The sequence below is a fragment of the Bacillus sp. V5-8f genome (genome assembly GCF_002863565.1).
In the GTDB taxonomy this organism is placed as follows: Bacteria; Bacillota; Bacilli; order Bacillales; family DSM-1321; genus Peribacillus.
On the sequence record NZ_PGUW01000014.1, the window covers coordinates 1 to 21,193 of the forward strand.

General features: G+C 41.8%; 18 protein-coding genes. 10 read left to right on the forward strand and 8 right to left on the reverse strand.

Annotated elements, in window-relative coordinates; translation table 11 throughout:
• Window positions 1–222: 222 nt before the first annotated feature.
• From CUU64_RS14630 to dnaA, 8 genes are all read right to left on the reverse strand, one after another.
• On the reverse strand, window positions 223–1,296 hold the full coding sequence (locus CUU64_RS14630) for an HD-GYP domain-containing protein (protein ID WP_257985540.1): 1,074 nt from the start codon (window positions 1,294–1,296) through the stop codon (window positions 223–225).
• Between the two features lie 170 nt (window positions 1,297–1,466).
• Window positions 1,467–4,007: a DNA gyrase subunit A gene (gyrA, locus tag CUU64_RS14635; RefSeq protein WP_101634336.1), complete on the reverse strand. Its 2,541-nt coding sequence runs from the start codon at window positions 4,005–4,007 to the stop codon at window positions 1,467–1,469.
• Between the two features lie 236 nt (window positions 4,008–4,243).
• Window positions 4,244–6,169, reverse strand: coding sequence for a DNA topoisomerase (ATP-hydrolyzing) subunit B (gene gyrB, locus CUU64_RS14640; protein WP_101634337.1), 1,926 nt, complete (start codon window positions 6,167–6,169; stop codon window positions 4,244–4,246).
• Window positions 6,170–6,250: 81 nt separating this feature from the next.
• The gene (gene remB, locus CUU64_RS14645) at window positions 6,251–6,502 is read right to left on the reverse strand and encodes an extracellular matrix regulator RemB (protein WP_101634338.1); all 252 of its coding nucleotides are present in this window, start codon (window positions 6,500–6,502) and stop codon (window positions 6,251–6,253) included.
• Between the two features lie 12 nt (window positions 6,503–6,514).
• Window positions 6,515–7,633, reverse strand: a complete 1,119-nt coding sequence (gene recF, locus CUU64_RS14650; protein WP_101634339.1) for a DNA replication/repair protein RecF — start codon at window positions 7,631–7,633, stop codon at window positions 6,515–6,517.
• A 14-nt stretch (window positions 7,634–7,647) separates the two neighbouring features.
• Entirely contained in the window at window positions 7,648–7,869 is a 222-nt protein-coding gene (gene yaaA, locus CUU64_RS14655) for a S4 domain-containing protein YaaA (protein ID WP_101634364.1), read from the reverse strand.
• Window positions 7,870–8,015: 146 nt separating this feature from the next.
• Complete coding sequence (dnaN, locus tag CUU64_RS14660; protein ID WP_101634340.1) at window positions 8,016–9,152, reverse strand: DNA polymerase III subunit beta; 1,137 nt, start codon at window positions 9,150–9,152, stop codon at window positions 8,016–8,018.
• A 199-nt stretch (window positions 9,153–9,351) separates the two neighbouring features.
• Window positions 9,352–10,701, reverse strand: coding sequence for a chromosomal replication initiator protein DnaA (gene dnaA, locus CUU64_RS14665; RefSeq protein WP_101634341.1), 1,350 nt, complete (start codon window positions 10,699–10,701; stop codon window positions 9,352–9,354).
• A gap of 765 nt (window positions 10,702–11,466) precedes the next feature.
• Here dnaA and rpmH point away from each other — a divergent pair.
• The 10 genes from rpmH to CUU64_RS14715 all read left to right on the forward strand — a co-directional run bounded on the left by rpmH (window position 11,467) and on the right by CUU64_RS14715 (window position 21,155).
• Window positions 11,467–11,601 (forward strand): 50S ribosomal protein L34, encoded by a 135-nt coding sequence (gene rpmH, locus CUU64_RS14670; protein WP_019243402.1) that lies wholly within the window; start codon window positions 11,467–11,469, stop codon window positions 11,599–11,601.
• 149 nt (window positions 11,602–11,750) lie between these two features.
• On the forward strand, window positions 11,751–12,119 hold the full coding sequence (gene rnpA / locus CUU64_RS14675) for a ribonuclease P protein component (RefSeq protein WP_101634342.1): 369 nt from the start codon (window positions 11,751–11,753) through the stop codon (window positions 12,117–12,119).
• 251 nt (window positions 12,120–12,370) lie between these two features.
• Window positions 12,371–13,156, forward strand: coding sequence for a YidC family membrane integrase SpoIIIJ (gene spoIIIJ, locus CUU64_RS14680; RefSeq protein ID WP_101634365.1), 786 nt, complete (start codon window positions 12,371–12,373; stop codon window positions 13,154–13,156).
• Entirely contained in the window at window positions 13,153–13,776 is a 624-nt protein-coding gene (jag, locus tag CUU64_RS14685; RefSeq protein ID WP_101634343.1) for an RNA-binding cell elongation regulator Jag/EloR, read from the forward strand. The genes spoIIIJ and jag overlap by 4 nt, the downstream gene beginning before the upstream one ends.
• 378 nt (window positions 13,777–14,154) lie before the next feature.
• Window positions 14,155–15,540 (forward strand): tRNA uridine-5-carboxymethylaminomethyl(34) synthesis GTPase MnmE, encoded by a 1,386-nt coding sequence (mnmE, locus tag CUU64_RS14690; RefSeq protein ID WP_101634344.1) that lies wholly within the window; start codon window positions 14,155–14,157, stop codon window positions 15,538–15,540.
• A gap of 18 nt (window positions 15,541–15,558) precedes the next feature.
• Complete coding sequence (mnmG, locus tag CUU64_RS14695; RefSeq protein WP_101634345.1) at window positions 15,559–17,445, forward strand: tRNA uridine-5-carboxymethylaminomethyl(34) synthesis enzyme MnmG; 1,887 nt, start codon at window positions 15,559–15,561, stop codon at window positions 17,443–17,445.
• Between the two features lie 67 nt (window positions 17,446–17,512).
• Entirely contained in the window at window positions 17,513–18,229 is a 717-nt protein-coding gene (gene rsmG, locus CUU64_RS14700; protein ID WP_101634346.1) for a 16S rRNA (guanine(527)-N(7))-methyltransferase RsmG, read from the forward strand.
• A 213-nt stretch (window positions 18,230–18,442) separates the two neighbouring features.
• Window positions 18,443–19,306, forward strand: a complete 864-nt coding sequence (noc, locus tag CUU64_RS14705; protein WP_101634347.1) for a nucleoid occlusion protein — start codon at window positions 18,443–18,445, stop codon at window positions 19,304–19,306.
• A gap of 231 nt (window positions 19,307–19,537) precedes the next feature.
• Entirely contained in the window at window positions 19,538–20,299 is a 762-nt protein-coding gene (locus CUU64_RS14710) for a ParA family protein (protein ID WP_101634348.1), read from the forward strand.
• The gene (locus CUU64_RS14715) at window positions 20,292–21,155 is read left to right on the forward strand and encodes a ParB/RepB/Spo0J family partition protein (protein WP_101634349.1); all 864 of its coding nucleotides are present in this window, start codon (window positions 20,292–20,294) and stop codon (window positions 21,153–21,155) included. The genes CUU64_RS14710 and CUU64_RS14715 overlap by 8 nt, the downstream gene beginning before the upstream one ends.
• Window positions 21,156–21,193 lie beyond the last annotated feature (38 nt).

Below are 21,193 nucleotides of genomic sequence, written 5' to 3' on the forward strand. Positions count from 1 at the left end.
TTCAGTTTTCAAAGAGCAATTGGAATGTTGTTTCTTTTAGAAGCAACTTTATGAATATATCATATTCAAACTACTAAGTCAACAATTTACTTTTCTGTATTGCTGACTTTGTTATTATATATAGTTCAATATCAAAAATCAAGCAGATCATATGAATTCGCAATATTTAATTATTACTTAGTAAAAGGAAAAAGCCTGCGTGTTCGGCAGGCTCACTAAATACTATAGCACATCTTCAATAAATAACTCTCTGTTTTTTGTCAGGGGCAAGATTTCCCCGCTATCCAGTTTGACCATCGGCCGCGTTGGAGCGTTAGATTCAACAAAGATAATTTCAGCGATATATCCATTGGAAAGTTTCACCCTACTTCCAATAGAATAATTTGTTATACAGGATAATAATGTCTTTACAACACCTATGTCGAACTTTCCAAAGTCATCCTGCAAAATCATCTCTGCCACTTTGAAAGGGGATTGCTTTTTACGGTAATTCCTTTCTGAGGTCATAGCATGGTACACATCCGCTACTGCTACAATCCTGGAAAAGGGATGTAAAGCTTCACCTTTTTTTCCAGAGGGATATCCGCTGCCATCCAATCGTTCATGGTGCTGAAGAATGGCATATTTTACAGCTTCTTTCAAAATAGAACTGTTTTGCAGCATTTGCAGACTGTAAATAGGATGTGGTTTCACTTCATTAAACTCATCGGTCGTAAGGCTTGTCTTTTTCTCTAGAATTTTCAGTGGAATTTTTGCCATCCCAGAATCAACAAGGCAGCCAGCCATCGCAATTTGAAGAACGTCTCCCCGTTCAAGATTTAATTTCTTTGCAAGGTAACCGCTCAATAATCCAACCGAAATCGCATGATGATATAAATAATCGGTAGTGGTGCTATAGTGGTGCAACAAAAAAAGCTCTGACGGATTATCCATAGCTTTATTAAATAATGGGATGATCAACTCCCTTACCTTGGATACGTCCATCGGCGTGCCAGCTTGCCAGGTTTTAAATAATTGTTTATAGCTTTGCACGGCTTTTAAATAAGAGGGAATGAAGCCTGAGTCACTGCTTTCTTGCTCTTCTCCTTCTTGATCGATAATTTCTTTCGGAACAAATGGTAAACCATTAATCAAGGTCTTCTCTACACTTACATCTGTCACTAGAAATGCTTTCAATACTTCTATATGATCATGATCTAAGATGGTCTTGCCAGCCATAATTGGACGGTTAGCCAAGCCTGGTACATCTTTTGAAAGAATGGTACCTTCAATTAAATATTGTGTTTTTACACGCAAACTTGTCCACCCCTGTAAGAACTGCATTGGTCGATTACCATAAATATTACTGTATTTTCCTTTTAAAAACTAGTTAGATTTCTAGTTTTTTCTAAGCTGCCTGATGTCAGAGACTCCGAATTAGTAAAAAAAGAAGCATCCATTGCGGATGCTTCTGTTAACTATATATATCACTCGTCAGTCTCATCACTTTCAGAGGAAGATTCCTCAGCCTCTAATAACTCATCCTTAAAAGGCTCCTCCGGCTGAGTTTCATCGATATCCTCAATGAGTTCTTTTTCTTCTTCTTTTTCGACCAGGGCAACGGTAGAAACTGATTCGTTCTCATTGGCATTCAGACTAATCAGTTTAACACCCTGTGTGTTTCGGCCGGTTCTGGATATACTGTCCACAGCCATTCGGATTAACACGCCACCCGCTGTTATTAACATTAAATCTTCTTCGCCGGATACGGTTTTTACAGCAACTAGTTCACCGTTCTTCTCGGTGACGTTACATGTTTTGATACCTTTTCCTCCACGGGTTTGAATGCGATATTCACCGGCTGGGGTCCGCTTTCCAAATCCTTTTTTCGTAACAATGAGAACCTCGCTATCTTCTTCAAGGATTTCCATTCCTACCACTTCATCGTTATTTCGCAACGTAATCCCTTTAACGCCGGTTGCTGAACGTCCCATTGAGCGGACATCTGTTTCAGGGAAACGGATCAGCATACCATGTTTCGTCCCGATAATGATATCCTTTTTCCCATTTGTCAAGCGAACAGAGATTAATTCATCTCCCTCGCGTAATCCTAAAGCAATGAGGCCGTTAGTTCGGATATTTGCAAAGGAAGATAACGGGGACCGTTTGGATATACCTTCTTTCGTGGTAAAGAACAAGAACCAGTCATCACCAAAATCTTTTACTGGGATGATTGCATTCACCCATTCATCCTTTTCAATTTCAAGTAGGTTAATTATTGGAAGCCCTTTGGCCGTACGACCATACTCAGGTATTTCATACCCTTTCGCACGGTATACCTTTCCTTTGTTTGTAAAAAATAATAAGGTATCATGCGTCGAGGTGGTCAGTAACTGTGCGACAAAATCATCCTCATTTGTACCCATTCCTTGAATTCCTCTGCCACCGCGTCTTTGGCTGCGGTATGTTGACACAGGAAGCCGTTTGATATATCCATTTTGGGTCAATGTGACAACTATATTTTCTACAGGTATCAGATCTTCATCTTCAATATTTTCCAATCCAGTCACAATGATTTCAGTACGCCGCTCATCATTGAACCGTTCTTTAATTTCAGAAAGCTCCTCGCGAATGATGTCCAGAACTTTTTCTTCATCAGCCAAGATTCCTCTTAGTTCAGCAATCAAAGCGACAAGGGATTGGTATTCATCCTCGATTTTCTCTCGCTCTAAACCAGTCAAACGCTGCAGACGCATATCCAAAATTGCCTGTGCCTGCTTTTCGGAAAGATTGAACTGAGTCATTAATCCTTCCCGGGCAATATCAGTTGTCTGCGAGCTGCGGATCAGATTGATCACTTCATCGAGATGGTCAAGTGCGATTCGCAACCCTTCTAAAATATGGGCGCGAGCTTCCGCTTTGCGCAGTTCATACTCCGTTCTGCGCCTTATCACAACCTGCTGATGTTCAAGATAATACTGCAAGCATTGTTTTAAATTTAGAACCTTTGGCTGCCCCTCCACGAGTGCCAGCAGGTTGATTCCGAAGCTTGTTTGCATTGCCGTGTGTTTAAATAAGTTATTTAATAAAACATTGGCATTCGCATCTCTGCGAACTTCCATGACAATGCGCATACCGGTTCTATCGGACTCATCGCGAAGATCCGTAATGCCGTCAATCCGCTTGTCACGAACCAGCTCTGCAATTTTCTCGATTAGCTTCGCTTTATTTACCTGATACGGCAATTCAGTGACAACAATTACTTGTTTTCCGTTAGATTTTTCTTCGATTTCAACCTTGGCACGCAGGGTGATCGACCCTCTGCCCGATTCATATGCCCGCCTAATTCCGCTGCGGCCTAAAATAAGTCCGGCAGTAGGAAAATCAGGGCCCGGGATAATTTCCATCAACTCTTGAACGGTAATGTCGGGATTTTTGCTTACGGCCAAAACTCCGTCAATCACTTCCCCTAATTGATGAGGAGGGATATTTGTTGCCATCCCTACGGCAATTCCGGAAGAACCGTTGACTAGCAAGTTGGGAAAACGGGCCGGAAGCACAACCGGCTCTTTTTCGGAACCATCGTAGTTTTCTTTGTAATCAATGGTGTCTTTATTGATATCGCGTATTAATTCCATTGATATTTTTGACATTCTTGCTTCCGTATAGCGCATAGCTGCTGCTGGATCGCCATCTACAGAGCCAAAGTTCCCATGACCATCAACAAGCATATAACGGTAGTTGAAGTCCTGCGCCATCCGCACCATTGTTTCATATACAGCAGAATCGCCGTGCGGGTGGTATTTACCGATTACTTCACCGACAATACGGGCCGATTTTTTGTATGCTTTATCCGAAGTCATACCTAAATCGTTCATCGCATAAAGAATCCGTCTATGCACCGGCTTTAACCCATCACGTACATCAGGTAAAGCACGTGACACAATAACGCTCATGGCGTAATCCAGGAACGATGTACGCATTTCCTGGCTAAGGTTTATTTCCCTTACGTTTTCTATTTCAGACATGGAGCAACCTCCTTTTTTAGAAGTGCACTTTACAATAAAAAATTTCCAACATGTACCAATGGCTAGCGCAAGAGGCCCAGTCCTGACGTACAGGACCTCACCATATTTTTTATGGCTGCGAATTATTTCAGAGAGGTATTCCGTCTGCTGCCACTGACGTTGCCTGAGGACTTGGCGGTCTAATCGCCATTCGTTAAAAGACAGGATAGATGCAGCAGCATCCACCCTGTTCCCAATTATACATCCAAGTTTTTAACGTAGATTGCATTTTCTTCAATGAAATCACGCCGCGGCTCAACCTTATCGCCCATAAGCATATCAAAAGTCGAATCCGCTTCAATGGCATCTTCTAGCTTCACCTGGAGAAGCGTCCTTGTCTCCGGGTTCATGGTGGTTTCCCATAGCTGTTCAGGATTCATTTCACCCAAACCTTTATACCTCTGTATGCCTGGTTTAGGCTGGCTTGGAATCTCCGCCATGATCGCATCAAGTTGCCGGTCATTATATGCATACTCAATTCTCTTGCCTTGCTGCACCTTGTATAAAGGAGGCTGGGCGATATATATATAGCCAGCATCGACAATTTGCCTCATATAACGGAAGAAGAATGTTAATAATAGTGTTCTGATATGCGCACCATCTACATCAGCATCTGTCATAATGATAATTTTATGGTATCTGGTCTTTGAGATATCGAACTCTTCACCAATTCCCGTTCCTAAAGCTGTGATGATTGTACGAATCTCCTGACTTGAAAGAATTTTATCCAGTCTTGCTTTTTCGACATTCAGGATTTTTCCTCTGAGTGGCAATATCGCCTGGTTGTGGCGGCTGCGCCCCTGTTTTGCTGAACCACCTGCAGAGTCACCCTCAACGATGTACAATTCACTGATGGACGGATCCTTCGACGAACAATCGGCTAATTTCCCTGGGAGACTAGACACTTCCAATGCGCTTTTTCGCCGTGTCAATTCACGTGCTTTTTTGGCAGCCAAACGGGCTCTGGCAGCCATTAATCCTTTATCAACCATTCTTCTGGCAACCGAGGGGTTCTCCAGCATAAATGATTCTAGCTTTTCCGAGAGGACCGAATTGGTGATCGTGCTGGCTTCTGAATTCCCTAGCTTCGTCTTGGTCTGGCCTTCAAACTGAGGGTCAGGATGCTTTACTGAAATGATTGCGGTTAACCCTTCACGAACGTCTTCGCCGGAAAGGTTGGAATCACTTTCTTTAATCAGTCCATTCTTCCTCGCATAATCATTAATAACACGCGTCAGTGCAGTTTTAAAACCAGATTCGTGGGTTCCGCCTTCATACGTGTGAATATTATTCGCGAATGAGTATAAATTACTTGTAAAGCCTTCATTGTACTGAAGGGCGATTTCAACGGAAATCCCTTCTTTTTCACCTTCAATATAGATGGGTTCTTCATGAAGAACTTCTTTTGTGCGGTTTAAGTGCTCTACATAGGACTTAATGCCGCCTTCATAATAATATTCATTGGAGCGTTCTTTCCCGTCACGCTTATCTTCAATGGATATCTTAATACCCCTGTTAAGGAAGGCCAGTTCCCTCAACCGGGTAGCAAGCGTTTCAAATTCATATTCAAGTGTTTCAGTGAAGATTTCACCATCCGGCGTGAAATGGATCGTAGTTCCTGTACGGTCCGTTTGGTCAATAACCTTCAGGTCTGCCTGAGGGACTCCACGTTCGAACTTCTGGTAGTGAACATTTCCTTCACGATGGACAAAGACCTCCAATTCAGTGGATAAGGCATTTACGACTGATGCACCGACCCCATGAAGACCTCCGGAAACCTTATAGCCTCCACCGCCAAATTTTCCTCCCGCGTGAAGTACGGTCATGATTACTTCCACCGCAGGGCGCCCCATTTTTTCATGGATCCCAACCGGAATTCCACGTCCATTGTCAATGACCGTGATGCTATTGTCCTTTTCGATGATTACCTTGATCTCATCGCAGAACCCTGCCAGTGCTTCATCTATGCTGTTATCGACGATTTCCCATACAAGATGGTGAAGTCCTTTTACAGAAGTAGATCCGATATACATTCCCGGACGTTTTCTGACAGCTTCTAATCCTTCTAGAACCTGTATCTGGTTTTCATCGTATTCTTGTCCCTGAACTTCCTTTTGTTCCATTGCCACATCAATCACCTACACTTTTCTGATCGCAATTTTCTATGCCTGTAAAATTTCAAAACCTGTATATTTCATATCTATTTATTCATCAATTAAAATCGATTTTTGCAGGGAGCGCTTTTTAAGTGTGCCGGATGCAAGAGGGGAATAATAAATATTTTTTTCAGTAACAACTATTGATTTTATTGACCCTTTTGCAAGATTGACCGTCACTTCTTGTTTTTTTTCCAGGAATTCCTGCATGATTGGGGAAGACTGGAGGAGCTGTTTATCTAAAATGGCTATTACATCATCTGTTTTAACAAGTATATCCTCACCAATATGGAGATACATAAGCCCACCTCGTCATTTCACCTTTGATAAAGCCCCCTGAGCCACGTAAAAGGTAGAGGCATCACGCAGCGTCTGGTGGTCGATGCCATCTGTGGATGTGGTAGTGACAAAGGTTTGGACTTTTCCCTGGATCGTGTTTAACAAATGGGACTGGCGGTAATCGTCCAGCTCCGATAAAACATCGTCCAGAAGCAAAATAGGATACTCCCCTATTTCGGAGTGAATCAATTCTATTTCAGCAAGTTTCAAAGAAAGGGCGGTAGTCCGCTGCTGACCCTGGGATCCGAACGTCTGGACATCGCGTCCATTCACAAAAAAAACCAGGTCATCTCTATGCGGGCCTATAAGTGTTACGCCCCGTTCAATTTCCCTTGACCTTATTTTATCAAATTTGTCTTCGAATTCTTCTATCATTTTCGTCAAATCCATAGATTCTGATACATCAAGCGATGGTTTATATTCGATTTTAAGCTGTTCCAAATTCCTTGATATACCGGAGTGAATCGGTTCTGCCCAATCCTGAAGCAACGAAAGAAATTGATACCTCTTCTCAATGATTCTTGCAGCATATTGGATAAATTGCTCTGTCAACACATCAAGCATCGCCGTATCAGTCTGTTTTTTGATTTGAAGAAGCTTCAAGTAATGATTTCTTTGCTGCAGGATTTTTTGGTATTGGCTCATGTCATGAAGGTATACGGGAGAAACCTGGCCGATTTCCATATCAATGAAACGCCGTCTAACCTGAGGGCTTCCTTTGACCAGATGGAGATCCTCAGGTGCAAACATCACTACATTCATCGTACCGACATACTGGCTTAGTTTTTGCTGTTCAATGTGGTTGCTTTTCGCCTTTTTTCCTTTTTTGGAAATCACCAATTCCAGAGGAATGGAAGTATGCCTTTTGTGTATCCTTCCTTCTATTTTAGCATATTCTTCGTCCCAACGAATAAGATCTTTGTCATTTGATGTCCGATGAGACTTCGCCATCGCTAAAACAAAGATGGATTCCATTACATTAGTCTTTCCCTGTGCATTCTCCCCGAGGATTACGTTCACGTTATTTTCAAAGCTAATCTCGAGCTCTGGATAATTCCGATAATTCTTTAAATTAAGTTTTTCTATATACATGATAGGTTCTTCCCTTATCTTAGAGCGAGCGCAATCACAAAGCTACCAATTTTCGGGATAAATACCCGATCTCCTTCTCTAAGCTTTCTCCCTCTCCTTGTGTCCAGTTCATCGTTTACAAAGACTTCATGCTCACTTAAAAACCATTTGTCCATGCCGCCGCTTTGAATAATATCTGCCACTTTTAAAAACTGGCCCAGCGTAATATATTCAGTATCAATCTGAATTTCAGTCATGCCGCATTCACTCATTTCCACATAGTCTCTAATACTTTATTTTACTAAAAAAAGCGGATAAACACAAAGTAAGCGTATATTCTGTTAAATAAATAAGCCGCCGGTGGTTACCAGCAGCCTATTTAGATGTTTAACACCTGTTATTTTTAATATGTCCGAACCGGCAGGATTAATTGCAGCATTGTGTCGTCATGCAAGGCGCGAATAACAAACGGCCTCATGGCGCCTGTAAAGTTAATCTTTATATCAGTACCTTCCAAAGCCTTTAATGCATCCATTACAAATTTGGCACTGAAGGAAATCTTTAATTCCTCCCCTTCAATAGATTCAGCTGTTACTTCTTCGATCACTTTCCCAATTTCAGGGCTGTTGGATGAAATTTCAATAACTCCGTCTTCTTGTGTGGATAGCTTAACAACATTATTCCTCCCTTCTCTTGCCAACAAGGAAGCTCGGTCGATAGCCTGTAGGAAGTCCTTAACGTGGACAGTTATAGCGGTCTTGCTATCGGTTGGGATTAAACGGGATGTATCAGGATAATTCCCTTCCAAAAGCCTTGAAAAGAATAACAAGTTTTTCGCTTTGAACAATACTTGGTTTTCCGTAATTACTATATCAATTGGTTCGTTTGTATCATCCAGAATCTTACTTAATTCATTTAAGCTTTTTCCGGGAATCACGACATTATAGCTGCCGTTCACTTCATTTTCCAATCTAGCTTTCCTCATTGCTAAACGGTGGCTGTCTGTTGCAATACAGGTGAGCTCGCCGTTTTCAACCTTGATGTTTACACCTGTCAAGATAGGGCGTGTTTCTGAGGTGGACACTGCGAATACTGTCTGGCGTACAAGGGTTTTTAATAAATCTGCAGGGAGCCTTAATACATTTTCTTCTTCAATCATAGGCAAATGTGGATATTCTTCTGCGTCCAGCCCATTTAAATTAAATTCTGCTTTTCCAGAACGAATGAAGGTTTGCAGGTTATTTTCGACCTGTAACTCCACTGTATCCATAGGTAATTTTTTTACGATCTCACTGAAAAACCGGGCATTTAATACAATACTGCCTGTTTCTTTAATTTCGGCAATCTCATTCCCATCTTCTTCAGCAGGTATGAAAGACTCGATCGAAATGTCAGAATCGCTCCCTGTTAATGTGACACCTTCTGTTTTTACGGTGATTTTTATCCCGGTTAAGATAGGAATTGTTGTTCTGGATGTCACAGCTTTCATTACTTCTTGCACACTTTGAACTAAACGATCACGCTGGATAATAAATCGCATTTCGAATCCTCCAATTGAGTAATGGTTAGTTGCCTATTGGCATAGATTTTTAGTTATTTTTCTTTTAAAAAAATAGTAATAGTAGTAATAGGGCGTGTGGATTTGTGGATAACTCCAAAAACATAAGGAAAAACAGTCTATCCACATGTGGACAGACTGTGAGTAAATAAGAACCTGTTATTCACATTATTCAGTTAGGCTACACTTTTAATTGATCCTGGATGTCTTTCAGCTGCCTTTGCAGGTCCGTGTCCGATTGCAAAAGCTTTGAGATCTTTTCGTGGGCGTGGATTACAGTCGTATGGTCGCGCCCTCCGAATTCGTCTCCGATTTTTGGAAGGGAAGAGTCTGTCAATTCCCTAGAAAGGTACATTGCAATTTGCCTCGGAAAGGCGACTGATTTTGTCCGTTTTTTTGCCTTAAAGTCCTCGAGCTTCACACTGTAATGCTCTCCGACTGCCTTTTGGATATCATGGATCGAAATGATTCTTGGTTTTGAACTCGGAATGATGTCTTTCAGTGCTTCGGCTGCAAGATCAGCATTGATATCCTTGTTGATCAAAGAAGAATAAGCAACGACCCGGATTAAGGCCCCTTCGAGTTCTCGTATATTGGAGTCTATCTGATTAGCAATATAGAGCATCACTTCATTTGGGATATCAAGTCCTTCCGCTTTTGCCTTTTTACGCAGAATGGCAATCCTTGTTTCCAAATCTGGCGGAGTAATGTCTGTGATCAGGCCCCATTCAAACCGTGAGCGTAGGCGATCTTCAAGCGTCGGGATTTCCTTTGGCGGACGGTCACTGGAAATGACAATCTGCTTGCTTTCTTCATGAAGTGTATTGAACGTATGGAAAAACTCCTCTTGGGTTTGTTCTTTCCCGGCTAGAAATTGAATATCATCAATAAGGAGTACATCTACGCTTCTATACTTGTTACGGAACGCTTCTGCATTATTATCACGGATCGAATTAATGAACTCGTTCGTGAATTTCTCCGAAGAGAGATAGACAACTTTGGCAGAAGGGTTATGCTCCAACACATAATGGCCAATCGCATGCATTAAGTGCGTTTTACCGAGACCAACTCCTCCATAAATGAACAAAGGATTATATGCTTTAGCGGGTGCCTCTGCTACTGCAAGAGAAGCAGCATGGGCAAAGCGGTTTCCCGACCCAATGACAAAGGTATCAAATGTATTTTTTGTATTGAGCATATGTTGGGGAAAATCGCTATTATCGTCAGTCTGCTTTTTTTTCTTTTTGGCAGGGGCAGGCACATCGAACTCGTCTTCACCCTGGTTCGGCGGAATGATAAATTTGACTTCAAGCTCTTCCCCAGTCAGATCAACTAACACACCGGCGATAAGATGGGAATATCGCTCCTCTAGCCAGTCGCGTGCAAACTCATTTGGTGCCGTTACCGTAAGGATGTCCCCTTGCAGCATGTGAGCTTTAGTGGATTTTAACCATGTTTCAAAGCTCGGTTTACTGATTTTTTTCTCGATTTTCCCAAGAGCCTGGCTCCATAAAGCATCGATATTCTCCAATATAATCCCTCCTTTTCGAGGTTTTCTACAAAATGCGAGTTTACTGGCCGATCTTTATGCCTGTAGCACAACTGCTAACGCAGCTGATATATGCTTACTTGGCAAATTAAAAGTTTGTAAACGTCAAAATTCGACTGAACAAAGCCCAGCCTAGGTAGACCATTTTATTTTGTATTTACACGTTTAAGTATGATTGCTGTATAACTGTGTATAAATATAAATAAAAATAATGAAATTATTCCAGCAGGTATATTTATTCATCAACAGCTATATGGGAATAATATATTATAAAGAAGAAAAATGGTTTTTCGACAATATCCACTGTTTGTGGACAAATTCATCTACAACCATTGAAAAAGCTATCCACAAGTTATTAACAATCTGTGGATAAAATAGACTGTTGATAAAGTTATTAAGAGTGAAAACAAAAATATAATATCAGATATTTACCTTGCTTGCAATGGTTTTATCGGTTTATCCACAACTATCCCAACTTGTGGGAAAAAGATTTCCACAAGCTTTTACTATGTGTAAAACTTGTCAATTAGTGTTGTGGATAGTGAAAAATATGTCGAAAACATATCCACAGGCTAGAAAAGAGTTTCGGGAATGGGCATATATGGAGAGAAAATTTGATAGGGTGATTTAGGATCAAATGCAACTAGGGGATAAATAATTTTTTTTATAAGAGGTTGCTTTTTTTTAATATCCTCTATATAATCATAGGGACTGTCTTAACTGTTATTCCTCAGGGAGGTGTCATAGATGAAAAGAACTTATCAACCAAATAAGCGCAAGCACAGCAAGGTTCACGGTTTCCGTGCACGCATGAGCACAAAAAACGGACGTAAAGTATTAGCTGCACGCCGTCGCAAGGGCAGAAAAGTATTATCTGCATAGACCACTGAAAAGTCTCAGTGGTCTTTTTTTCCATAGAGGATAACATTCTCTTAATAAATGGGTTAATTTCGTGGTAAGATTTTACCAGGTACGGGCTAGGGATTGAAATATAGAATTCCACCCCAATTTACTTTATTGAAGGTGTAAGGATGAAAAAGAAACTAAGAATTAAAAAGAATGATGAATTCCAGAGAGTGTTTCAAAAGGGTGAATCATTCGCGAACAGGCAATTTGTTGTCTATGTCCTTGACAAGCCAAATCAGGATCATTTCCGGATTGGCCTTTCCGTAAGTAAAAAAATGGGGAATGCCGTCGAGAGGAACCAGATAAAAAGATACATAAGGCAATCTTTCCTTGAATTGATGGATGACATAAAGACAGGCCGTGATTATGTGGTGATTGCAAGAAAGCCTGTAGCGGAAATGGACTTTTTCCAGGTCAAAAAAAGCCTGATCCATGTAATGAAACGCTCCCAGTCTTTGTCATACAAAAGTAGAAATGTAAATATGGAGTCATAAAACCTATCCATTCTTCATTCGTAATATATTTGGGTGGAGGCCCACACGGTGTGGGTCACACAGGCGTTGCTACAAAACGTAGCGCACTTAGCCTGTATAAAGAACCGAATCCCATATACAACGATAGAAGCAATGACTTGCGTTACGGGACGTTTTCCGAAAAGCAGCATTGTTTTGGACAAGTTTTTCTACTAGAAAAAGGCCAAGCAATCGTTTTAGAAGATTTGTATAAAGACAGGAGGAAAAGACGGTTGAAAAAGAGAATATTACTGATTATCGGGCTTGTTTCCATTATGCTCTTGCTTGCTGGATGTACAGAGGTAAATAAGCCGATTACTGCAGAAAGCAAAGGGTTCTGGAATGAATACATCGTCTATCCATTGTCCCAACTGATTACGTCTGTTTCTGAGTTTTTTGGAGACTATGGTTTAGGGATCATTGTTGTAACTATTCTTATTCGCTTGGTGTTATTGCCATTAATGATTAAACAAACAAAAAGTTCGAAAGCGATGCAGGCCCTTCAGCCGGAAATGCAGAAGCTTCGTGAAAAATACAGCTCAAAGGATGCTGCTACCCAGCAAAAGCTTCAGCAGGAAACGATGGCGTTATTCCAGAAATTTGGCGTTAACCCATTGGCAGGCTGTTTACCTTTATTAGTCCAAATGCCAATCTTGATTGGTTTTTACCATGCCATCACCCGTACAAGGGAGATCGCAAACCATAATTTCTTGTGGTTTGACCTTGGTAATCCGGACCCATATTATATCTTGCCAATCATAGCAGGTATCACAACTTTTATTCAGCAAAAGATCACGATGGTGGGAATGGACACAAATCCTCAAATGGCTGCCCAAATGACGATGATGCTGTATGTTATGCCGATCATGATCGTTGTATTTGCGATTAATTTCCCAGCTGCCCTTTCTCTATACTGGGTGGTCGGTAATATATTCATGATTGTTCAAACATATTTCATTAAAGCTCCGGACCTTAAAAAAGCAGCGGCCGGAAATGCGGGGGGAGCAAAGAAAAAGTGAAACAGGTAACTGCTACAGGACAATCTGTCGAAGAAGCAGTAGAATCCGCTTTAGCTCAGTTAAATACTTCCCGGGAACGTGCGGAAATTGAAATTGTTGATGAAGGTAAAAAAGGGTTCCTCGGCTTGTTTGGAGGCAGACAAGCGGTTGTGAAGGCCACTTTGCAGCCGGATGCGATCGAGGAAGCCGTGAAGTATCTTGAAAACGTCAGTGAGAAGTTGGGAGTTTCCGTCAGGGTTGATGTTCAAAAGGAAGGAAAAAATGTTACATTTGGTCTTTCTGGTGAAAAGATTGCCTTGTTAATTGGAAAAAGAGGACAAACTTTAAATTCTCTACAATATCTAGCACAGCTTGTTGCGAACCGTTATTCGAAGCAATACCTGAATATTACAGTGGATGCTGAAGATTATCGGAAGCGACGTATTGATACCTTGGTCCAGTTGGCTGATAGAATGGCTGCACAGGCTGTTCGGTCCGGCAAAAAAGTTGCGCTCGAGCCGATGCCTTCCTATGAAAGAAAGGTCATTCACACAGCTTTAATGAATTACCCGAAAGTTAAAACCACTTCGAGTGGCACGGAACCATATCGGCATTTAGTGATAACCCCAATTAAAAAGTAAACATATCAACAGTAAGCCCCTTGTGACATTGTTTCACAAGGGGCTTTGTTGTATATGTTAACAGAAACCTGGCAATTTTTTTTGTTTGTTTTGGGCTAGAGTTTAAGCGGGACGTGTTAAGAAATCAGAATGGTCTGTTTGTCTTTTGAAACGAACGTAATAGTTTCGAAAAAGCTTCTCGCTGCGTTTGTTGTTATTCACATGTGGATAAGTTAAAATAAAGGTTGCAAATTTCATTTACTTGAGAATGTGGATAACTTGGGCTTTTGAAATGTTATCTACTTTTCATAAATGTCCTGTCTGTGGTATTGTATTTATTTAGGGAAAAAATAATAAAAATTTAAAATAGATAGCACTTCAACAAAAGAGGTGAAAAACATGGAGTACGATACAATTACTGCGATATCAACTCCAATGGGTGAAGGTGCAATTGCCATTGTAAGGATTAGTGGTGATGACGCTTTGTTCATCATTGATAACATATATCAGGGACCAAAGGGAAAAAGCCTTTCGAAAGTTGATTCCCATACGATCCATTACGGACATTTGATTGATCCGAAAACAGGAGAAATAGTGGAAGAAGTCATGGTATCCATTATGAGGGGACCGAAGACCTTCACTCGTGAGGATGTTGTTGAAATCAATTGCCACGGCGGTTTAGTTTCTGTAAACAGGGTGTTGCAGCTTGTTCTTTCTCAAGGTGCCCGCCTCGCTGAACCTGGTGAATTTACGAAAAGGGCGTTTCTTAACGGACGAATTGATTTATCTCAGGCGGAAGCGGTCATGGATTTAATCCGTGCTAAAACGGACAGGGCGATGAATGTTGCACTTGGCCAAATGGAAGGGCGATTATCAAAACTGATTCGGAAGCTTCGCCAAGAAATCCTTGAAACGCTCGCACAGGTAGAAGTAAACATAGATTATCCAGAATATGATGATGTAGAAGAAATGACCCATCGTTTGTTTATGGAAAAGGCCCGGTATGTCGGGCAGGAAATTGAAAAACTGCTCCGGACATCACAGCAGGGCAAGATTTTACGCGAAGGTCTGTCGACGGTCATTATCGGCCGGCCCAATGTAGGGAAATCTTCTTTATTAAATAGCCTTGTTCATGAAAATAAAGCGATTGTTACCGACATCCCTGGAACCACGCGGGATGTGATCGAGGAATATGTGAATGTCCGCGGCGTGCCGCTTAGGCTCCTTGATACAGCGGGGATCCGTGAAACGGAAGACATTGTGGAACGAATTGGTGTGGAACGATCAAGGGCCGTTCTGAAGGAAGCAGATTTGATCTTGCTTGTACTAAATTATTCAGATGATTTAACGCCAGAAGATGAGATGCTTTTCGAAGCGGTGAAAGGCATGGATGTCATTGTGATTGTAAACAAAACCGACCTTCCGAAAAAGATTGATTTAGAACGTGTGAATGAGCTTGCAGGAGGCGGTCAAGTCGTAACCACCTCATTATTGGAAGATCAGGGAGTCGATGAATTAGAAGAAGCTATCGCATCCTTATTCTTTGAGGGCAATATTGAAGCAGGTGATATGACTTATGTATCAAATTCCCGCCATATTGCCTTATTGGGACAAGCTAAACAGGCTGTAGAAGATGCGGTTTCGGCAATAGAAGCAGGAACGCCTGTCGATTTAGTGCAAATCGATTTTACAAGGGCATGGGAATTGCTCGGGGAAATTACTGGGGACAATGTCCATGAAAGCTTGATTGATCAATTATTCTCGCAATTTTGTTTAGGAAAATAACAGCAAGGAGGGAAAGCCGTGCAATACGAAGCAGGCAGTTATGATGTGATCGTAATCGGGGCAGGCCATGCCGGAAGTGAAGCAGGACTTGCCGCCGCCAGGGTTGGCGCAAAGACCCTTATGATTACGATCAATTTGGATATGGTGGCATTCATGCCATGTAACCCGTCCGTAGGAGGACCTGCAAAAGGGATTGTCGTGAGGGAAATTGATGCCCTTGGTGGTGAAATGGGTAAAAATATCGACAAAACGTACATTCAGATGCGAATGCTTAATACAGCAAAAGGACCGGCCGTTCGGGCGTTGAGGGCCCAAGCCGATAAATTCTTATATCAGCAGGAAATGAAAAGAACGATTGAAAACGAACCAAACCTTACCTTAATTCAGGGAATGGTAGAGCGATTAATTGTAGAAGACGGGGTATGTACCGGTGTGATTACACAGACAGGCGCGACATATAAAGCAAAAACAGTTGTCATGACGACCGGGACATTTATGAGAGGGGAAATCATCTTAGGGGAACTTAAGTATTCGAGCGGTCCGAATAATCAGCAGCCTTCAATCCGTCTTTCAGAGCACTTGGAAGAATTAGGATTTGATTTGGTCCGATTCAAAACAGGGACTCCTCCACGTGTGCACAGTGAAACAATTGATTACAGTAAAACGGAAATACAGCCGGGTGATGAAGAGCCGAGAGCGTTCTCATATGAAACGACCAAGTTTATCACCGACCAACTTCCATGCTGGCTTACCTATACTAGTACGGAAACACACCAAATCATCGATGACAATCTTCACCGCTCACCGATGTACTCCGGCATGATTAAAGGAACAGGTCCAAGGTATTGCCCATCCATTGAAGATAAAGTAGTCCGCTTCAATGATAAACCTCGGCACCAGATTTTCCTTGAGCCTGAAGGCCGCAATACACATGAAGTATACGTACAGGGACTGTCTACTAGCCTTCCGGAAGATGTACAGAGAAGGATTTTGGCAACCATTCCTGGACTTGAAAACGTTCAAATGATGCGCGCCGGTTATGCGATTGAATATGATGCAATCGTACCTACACAGCTTTGGCCGACACTCGAAACGAAAAAAGTGAAAAACTTGTATACTGCTGGTCAAATCAACGGGACATCCGGTTACGAAGAAGCGGCGGGCCAAGGGTTAATGGCCGGGATAAATGCCGGTTTAAACGCACTTGATAAGGAACAATTAATCTTAAGCCGTTCGGACGCCTATATTGGCGTTTTGATTGACGATCTTGTGACAAAAGGGACAAATGAGCCATACCGGCTGTTAACATCCCGTGCCGAATACCGTTTGCTGCTGCGACATGATAATGCTGACCTGCGCTTGACAGAGATTGGGCATAAAATTGGTATGGTCAAGGAAGAAAGATACCGGAAATTCCTGGCCAAAAAAGCAGCGGTTGAAGCAGAGAAAGTAAGGCTTCAATCCATCATCATCAAGCCGAATGAACAAACGCAGGAAACCATTAGGCAAAGTGGAGGAACTGAACTGAAAGATGGTATCCGTGCCTCCGATTTATTGAAGCGCCCTGAAATGAATTATTCGCATATCAAGCTTCTGGCACCTTACGAAACGGAGCTTGATAAAGATGTAACCGAACAGGTCGAAATCCAAATCAAGTATGAAGGGTATATCGAAAAATCACTCCAGCAGGTTGATCGCCTCAAAAAAATGGAAAATAAAAAGATCCCTGAAAATATTGATTATAATGCGATTTCAGGACTTGCGAATGAAGCGCGCCAAAAATTGAATCAAGTGCGTCCGCTTTCGGTCGCGCAGGCTTCACGTATTTCAGGGGTAAATCCTGCGGATGTGTCCATCTTGCTGGTATATCTAGAGCAAGGAAAAATAGCGCGGGTCTCCCAATAATCAGGATGCCAATATTCGAAGGGTTCCGGACAGATGTTCAGAACTTCCGAAAAGGAATGAACAACCTATGAAAATTGAACAATTTCAACAGCTGCTTAAGGAGAAAGGCATCGACCTTACTCCTTTCCAGCTGGAACAATTCGAAATCTATTACACACTTCTGGTTGAGTGGAATGAAAAAATGAATCTTACCGCGATTACGGATAAGGAAGAAGTATATCTAAAACATTTCTATGATTCCGTGAGTGCCGCCTTTTATTTTGATCTTTCTAAGCCTTTCAAGCTTGTTGATGTGGGAGCGGGCGCAGGCTTTCCGAGTATTCCCTTAAAAATTGTCTTCCCGCAGTTGCATGTGTCGATTGTTGATTCCCTTAACAAAAGAATTAGTTTTTTAGAGCACCTAGCGAAATCCCTGAATCTTGAAAATGTTGCGTTTTATCATGACCGAGCCGAAACCTTCGGACAGAAGACAGCGCATCGGGAGGCATATGATATTGTGACCGCGAGAGCAGTGGCGAGGATGTCCGTACTAAGCGAGCTTTGTCTTCCGCTCGCTAAGGTGGATGGCACATTTATCGCCATGAAGGCTGCAAGCACAAACGAAGAATTGGACAATGGGAAAAAGGCGATCGCGACTCTTGGAGGGGAAATTGAACAAATCCACCATTTTCTTTTGCCAATTGAAAACAGTGATAGAAATATCATAACGATCAAAAAGGTGAAACCTACACCTAAAAAATATCCAAGAAAACCAGGAACCCCGAATAAGATGCCAGTTGAATAAGTTTTGAAAGAAGTGTTAGGCAAATTGGAAAAGAATCCTGTATGTGGGAAAATGAAATTTGGGTAGCGCCCATTACAATTTTCTTTTACTATAAAAGATAGATAGATACGCGGCGGACCTATATATGTTTAAATTTGCCAAGCTTCAAGGCAGGACTTGTCGCTTCGATAGAGAATATGTAATATGGGAGTTTCTTAAAGGTGGTGTAGGCAGATGAAGCATCCTTTTTCGCGGTTCTTTGGCATAGGTGAAAAAGAGGAGCACCAAGATGAATTGGAAATCGAAGAACCAAGAAATTTTGAAGAAATAAAGAACATTTCCATTTCCAATATTGTGCCTAATCGATATCAGCCAAGAACGGTATTCAATGAAGATAAAATCACTGAATTGGCCCAAACCATTCATACACATGGGATCATTCAACCCATTGTCGTAAGAGAATATGAAGAGGGGAAATTCGAGATCATCGCCGGTGAGCGTCGTTTTCGCGCTATCCAAAAACTTGGCTGGGAGACAGCCCCGGTGATTGTTAAAGATTTCAATGACACTGAAACGGCTTCAGTTGCGCTTATAGAAAACTTGCAGAGGGAAGAGCTTTCCCCGATTGAAGAGGCCATTGCTTATGGCAAGCTGCTTGAGCTCCATAACCTTACACAGGAAGCGCTAGCCCAAAGGCTCGGGATTGGCCAATCGACAGTGGCCAATAAGCTTCGACTATTAAAGCTGCCTGGCGAAGTGCAGGATGCGTTACTGCAAAAGCTGATTACAGAACGCCATGCCCGTTCTTTAATTCCTTTAAAGGATTCAGAAAAGCAAATAAAATTATTGCAGGAAATCATAGAGAAGAATTTAAATGTTAAACAAACTGAAGATCGAGTGGTCAAATTGCTCGACAATACTGTTGATAAACCAAGGCCGAAAAGAAAAGCATTCAGCAAGGATATGCGGATTGCTGTTAACACAATACGGCAATCCTTAAATATGGTCACGGATAATGGCATCAATTTGGACGCGGAAGAAGAAGAATTCGAGGAATACTATCAATTCACAATAAAAATTCCAAAGAAAAAAGCATGATAAATGCTTAATCACTAGCTTGGCAGCGATGGACTGCCGGGCTTTTTATTTTGTGGCTGCCTTCCGCTCTATTACAATTATCTAAAAATTCATCGGATAACCGAGAAAAAAATTTCAACTCTTATTTTTCATGATAAAATAGAAAAGCGTTTACTAGTTTACAGATAGAAGCCAAATGAAGCTCCTTTTTACATAAATCGTAAATAGTAAGGACTGAAGGTGGGTGACATCGTGGGAAAGATTCTCGCGATTGCGAATCAAAAGGGCGGGGTAGGAAAAACGACAACTTCCGTAAATCTTGGCGCCTGTTTAGCATACATTGGGAAAAAAGTATTATTGGTTGATGTTGACCCGCAAGGGAATGCCACAAGCGGTGTGGGCATTGATAAAGCAGATGTGAATCAATGCATCTATGACGTATTAGTGGATGATATTGAAGCTGAAGAAGTCATAATGGCAACAAAGGTAGAAAATCTGTACACCATCCCGGCGACAATTCAGCTTGCGGGTGCGGAGATTGAGCTGGTGCCCACGATTTCAAGGGAAGTTCGCTTAAAAAGGGCCCTTGAAAACGTAAAGGAACGATATGATTATATCATTATTGATTGTCCGCCTTCGCTAGGACTGCTTACTTTAAACGCGCTGACTGCTTCTGACGCGGTTTTGATACCAGTCCAATGCGAGTATTATGCGCTCGAGGGCTTGAGCCAGCTGCTCAATACGGTCCGGCTCGTCCAAAAGCATCTGAATCAGGACCTTAAAATTGAAGGGGTACTCCTAACGATGCTTGATGCAAGGACCAATCTGGGTATTCAAGTTATTGAAGAAGTGAAAAAGTATTTTCAGGACAAAGTCTATAAAACAATTATACCGAGGAATATCCGTTTAAGCGAGGCACCGAGCCATGGTGAGCCAATCATTATTTATGATCCAAAATCAAGAGGTGCAGAAGTTTATCTAGACTTGGCAAAGGAAGTGGTGGCAAATGGCTAGAGGAGGACTTGGAAAGGGATTGAACTCCCTGTTTGCGAACATGGAAGCCGGAAAGGAAGATGCTGTTCAAGAGATCCAGTTGAAGGAGTTAAGGCCAAACCCTTACCAGCCGCGAAAAGTATTTAACCCTGAAGCGATCGATGAATTAAAGAACTCCATTATGGAGCATGGCATCCTGCAGCCGATCATCGCAAGAAAGAGTATCAAAGGATATGAAATTGTCGTAGGGGAAAGAAGATTCCGTGCAGCAAAGGAAGCTGGTTTGGCTACCGTTCCGGTTGTGATTAGGGAACTGACGGAACAGCAAATGATGGAACTCGCTATTCTTGAAAACTTGCAACGCGAGAACCTTAACCCGATAGAAGAAGCTGTTGCTTATCAATCCTTGTTGGAAAAATTAGACCTTACGCAGGAACAGCTGGCAAAACGATTAGGCAAAAGCCGTCCCTACATTGCGAACCATATTCGCTTATTATCCCTTCCGGAAGACATTCAAAAATTCATTTCAGAAGGCAAAATATCGATGGGACATGGCCGTACTTTACTAAGTTTAAAGAAAAAGAATCTTCTCAAGTCCGTAGTCGAAAGAATAATAAAAGACGGCATGAATGTCCGCCAGCTTGAACATTATATCAATCAGTTAAATGGCAATGTTTCACGTGAAACTTCACCGCCTCCAAAGCCTCAAAAGGATATTTTTATTAAGGAACGGGAGAATAACCTGCGTGAACGCTTCGGAACCCCTGTCACCATCAAACAGAGCAAGAAAAAAGGCAGGATTGAAATTGAATTTTATTCAAAGGAAGACCTGGAAAGGATTCTGGATCTTATCGATTCAGAAAATGTTTCCTCTTAACCATCCATAAGAGATGGTTTTATTTTTATTTTTTTATG

Excerpts from the sequence above, each read along its gene's own strand:
- yaaA (WP_101634364.1), bottom strand. The coding sequence starts at position 7,869 with ATGACTGAAATTCAGATTGATACTGAATATATTACGCTGGGCCAGTTT.
- gyrA (WP_101634336.1), bottom strand. The coding sequence starts at position 4,007 with ATGTCTGAAATAGAAAACGTAAGGGAAATAAACCTTAGCCAGGAAATG.
- mnmE (WP_101634344.1), top strand. The coding sequence starts at position 14,155 with ATGGAGTACGATACAATTACTGCGATATCAACTCCAATGGGTGAAGGT.
- rnpA (WP_101634342.1), top strand. The coding sequence starts at position 11,751 with ATGAAAAAGAAACTAAGAATTAAAAAGAATGATGAATTCCAGAGAGTG.
- CUU64_RS14715 (WP_101634349.1), top strand. The coding sequence starts at position 20,292 with ATGGCTAGAGGAGGACTTGGAAAGGGATTGAACTCCCTGTTTGCGAAC.
- recF (WP_101634339.1), bottom strand. The coding sequence starts at position 7,633 with ATGTATATAGAAAAACTTAATTTAAAGAATTATCGGAATTATCCAGAG.
- rsmG (WP_101634346.1), top strand. The coding sequence starts at position 17,513 with ATGAAAATTGAACAATTTCAACAGCTGCTTAAGGAGAAAGGCATCGAC.
- remB (WP_101634338.1), bottom strand. The coding sequence starts at position 6,502 with ATGTATCTCCATATTGGTGAGGATATACTTGTTAAAACAGATGATGTA.
- gyrB (WP_101634337.1), bottom strand. The coding sequence starts at position 6,169 with ATGGAACAAAAGGAAGTTCAGGGACAAGAATACGATGAAAACCAGATA.
- noc (WP_101634347.1), top strand. The coding sequence starts at position 18,443 with ATGAAGCATCCTTTTTCGCGGTTCTTTGGCATAGGTGAAAAAGAGGAG.
- rpmH (WP_019243402.1), top strand. The coding sequence starts at position 11,467 with ATGAAAAGAACTTATCAACCAAATAAGCGCAAGCACAGCAAGGTTCAC.
- dnaN (WP_101634340.1), bottom strand. The coding sequence starts at position 9,152 with ATGCGATTTATTATCCAGCGTGATCGTTTAGTTCAAAGTGTGCAAGAA.